The sequence below is a fragment of the Pseudomonas sp. CM27 genome (genome assembly GCF_013179515.1).
Lineage (GTDB): Bacteria > Pseudomonadota > Gammaproteobacteria > Pseudomonadales > Pseudomonadaceae > Aquipseudomonas.
The window spans coordinates 1-3,145 of the sequence record NZ_JABMCN010000381.1; the positions used below are offsets into that span (position 1 = coordinate 1).

General features: G+C 64.5%; 4 protein-coding genes. 3 read left to right on the forward strand and 1 reads right to left on the reverse strand.

Features of this window, described 5'->3' with window-relative positions; all coding sequences use genetic code 11:
* Positions 1-1,029, forward strand: a 1,029-nt coding sequence (locus tag HP547_RS28025; protein WP_172288719.1) for a tripartite tricarboxylate transporter permease, incomplete at its 5' end; no start/stop codon positions are given.
* A complete protein-coding gene (locus tag HP547_RS28030; protein ID WP_172288721.1) occupies positions 1,022-2,053 on the forward strand; it encodes an AbrB family transcriptional regulator in 1,032 nt (343 codons plus the stop codon). The genes HP547_RS28025 and HP547_RS28030, both read left to right, overlap by 8 nt.
* Positions 2,054-2,098: 45 nt before the next feature.
* Here HP547_RS28030 and ung read toward each other — a convergent pair whose 3' ends face one another.
* A complete protein-coding gene (gene ung, locus HP547_RS28035) occupies positions 2,099-2,791 on the reverse strand; it encodes a uracil-DNA glycosylase (RefSeq protein WP_172227084.1) in 693 nt (230 codons plus the stop codon).
* A gap of 126 nt (positions 2,792-2,917) precedes the next feature.
* Here ung and HP547_RS28040 point away from each other — a divergent pair.
* Positions 2,918-3,145, forward strand: a 228-nt coding sequence (locus tag HP547_RS28040) for an enoyl-CoA hydratase/isomerase family protein (protein WP_172288723.1), incomplete at its 3' end; no start/stop codon positions are given.

Sequence of the window (3,145 nt, forward strand, 5' to 3'; positions counted from 1 at the left end):
ATGGCGGGTGACAAGCCGCTGAAGACCTTCATCGCCGCCTTGATCGGCCTGTTCCTTTCGGCAGTCGGTATCGATGCCAACAGCGGTGTGTACCGTTTCACCGGTGACAGCGTGCACCTGGCCGACGGCATCCAGTTCGTGGTACTGGTACTGGGCCTGTTCTCCATCAGCGAAATCCTCTTGCTGCTGGAAAAGACCCACCATGGCCACCAGGCGGTCAAGGCCACCGGGCGCATGCTGTTCAACTTCAAGGAAGCGGCTTCGGTGTTCGCGGTCAACATCCGTTGCGGCCTGCTTGGCTTCATCATGGGCGTGCTGCCCGGCGCGGGCGCGACACTGGCCAGTGCCGTTGCCTACATGACCGAGAAGCGCCTGGCGGGTGACAAAGGCGAGTTCGGCAAAGGTGACGCTCGCGGCCTGGCCGCCCCGGAAACCGCCATTGGCGCCTCCTGCTGTGGCGCCCTGGTACCGATGCTGACACTGGGCGTGCCTGGATCGGGCACCACTGCGGTGATGATCGGCGCCCTGACGCTGTACAACATCACCCCGGGCCCACTGCTGTTCCAGCAGCAGCCCGACATTGTCTGGGGCCTGATCGCGTCGTTGTTCATCGCCAACATCATGCTGGTGATCCTCAATATCCCGATGATCCGCATCTTCACCCGCATCCTTGCCGTGCCGAACTGGGCGCTGGTGCCGGTGATCGCCATCATCACCGGTATCGGCGTGTACGCCGTGCATGCCACCACCTTCGACCTGTTCCTGATGGTCGGCATCGGCATCATGGGTTACATCCTGCGCAAGCTGGACTTCCCGCTGTCGCCGATTTTGCTCGGTTTCATCCTGGGCGGGCTGATGGAGCAGAACCTGCGCAGGGCGCTGTCGATTTCCAACGGTGAGCTGGGCATCCTCTGGTCGAGCCCGATCAGCATGTCGGTATGGGCACTGACCGTCTGCATGCTGACATTGCCGCTGCTGCGCAGCTGGCGCAAACGCAGCCAGCTGCGTCGGGCCATGGCCGATGCCTGATCGCGCGTTGCCGTTGTTTGTCGCAACCGGGCTGGTCGGCATTGCTGGCGGTTTTGCCGCCAGCAAGGTCGGCTGGCCTTTGCCGTGGATGGTCGGCTCGTTGCTGGCGATCATCCTGGTGCGCTGCCTGACACCCTGGCAGCTGCCGGAAATGCCCAATGGCCGCAAATGCGGGCAGTGGATCATCGGCATCGGCATTGGCCTGCATTTCACCCCTGCCGTAATCGAACAGGTGGCCAGCCATTTCGCGCTGATCTTCTTCGGCGCGCTGTTCACCACCTTGTCCAGCGTGATCAGCGTGTGGCTGTTGCGGCGCACCGGCGAGGACCGCGCCACCGCGTTCTTCGCCAGCATGCCCGGCGGTTCGGGGGAGATGGTCAACCTGGGCGCGCGCAATGGCGCGGTGCTCAGCCAGGTGGCGGCGGCGCAGAGCTTGCGCGTGCTGGCGGTGGTGCTGTGTGTGCCGGCATTGTTCAAGCTCTTGCTGGGCGATGGGGTGCCACTGAACCACACTGGCAGTGTCAGCTGGGGCTGGCTGGCGTTGATCGCCCCGCTGGGTGTGGTCGTTGCGTTGCTCTGGCAGCGCCTGCGCCAGCCCAACCCCTGGCTGTTCGGGCCATTGCTGGTGGCGGCAGCGGTGAGCCTGGCGGGCAACCTGCAGATCGCCTTGCCCAACGGCGCCAGCCAGATCGGCCAATGGCTGATCGGCAGCGGCCTGGCCTGCCACTTCAACCGCGCGTTCTTCCGCCGTGCCCCGTCGTTTCTCGGGCGCACCCTGCTGGCCACGGCGCTGTGCATGGCGATCGCCGCCAGTGCCGCGTGGGTACTGAGCGTGACGACCGCGCTGGACCTGCGCTCGCTGACACTGGGGATGATGCCGGGCGGGATTGCCGAGATGAGCCTGACGGCGGAAACCTTGCAGCTGTCGGTGCCGCTGGTGACGGCGTTGCAGGTGATGCGCTTGCTGTTTGTGCTGTTTCTGGCGGAGCCGTTGTTCCGCTTGTGGAATACAAACCCGGACTGACCGCGTCGCCTGCCCGCGAAGAGGGCGACACGGTATGTCAGGCAATCAAAGCGGCGGCAGTGCCCAGTTGATCGGCGCCAGCCCGCGCTGCTCGAGGAAGCCGTTGGCCCGGCTGAAATGCCCACACCCCAGGAACCCACGGTAAGCCGATAACGGCGACGGGTGCACCGACTTGAGCACCAGGTGCCTGGTCCCGTCGATCAGCTTCTGCTTGCTCTGCGCATGCGCGCCCCACAGCAGGAACACAACATTCGGGCATTGCTCGCTGACCACCTGGATGATCCGGTCGGTGAAGAACTCCCAACCCTTCTTCGCGTGCGACGCCGCATTGGCGCGCTCTACGGTCATGGTGGTGTTGAGCAGCAGCACGCCCTGCTCGGCCCAGCTCTGCAGGTAGCCATGGCTGGCAATCGGAATGTTCAGGTCGCGCTGCAACTCTTTGTAGATGTTCACCAGCGAGGGTGGCGTGGCAACCCCCGGCTGCACCGAGAAGCACAGGCCGTGGGCCTGCCCCGGCCCGTGGTACGGGTCCTGGCCGAGAATGACTACCTTCACCTGGTCCAGCGGTGTCGAGTTCAACGCATTGAAGATCAGCGGCCCTGGCGGGTAGATCTCCTTGCCAGCGGCGTATTCGCCACGCAGGAACTCACGCAGCTGATGCATGTAGGGCTGGTCGAACTCGTCGCGCAATGCGGCTTTCCAGCTGGGTTCGAGTTTGATGCGATCGTCTTCAGTCATGGGGCCATCCGTAAACAATGGCGCGACACTAGGTAAGCCCTCCCCGCTTGTCAAACGATCCGACCGACAACCGGCATGATCGGCCAGGCCAGCCATACTAGAGCGATGACTTGAGCGAGGTAGTCCATGGCCATTCATTGCGAGGTACTCACCGGCGCCGATGGCGCCCGCATCGGCATCGCCACCCTGAACGCGCCCATGGCGCTCAACGCCCTGAACCTGCCGATGATCGAGGTGCTGGGCGAACAGCTGCACGCCTGGGCCCGCGACCCGGGCATCGTTTGCGTGCTGCTGCGCGGCCAGGGGGCCAAGGCATTCTGCGCCGGCGGTGACGTGCGTGCGCTGGTGCAGGCC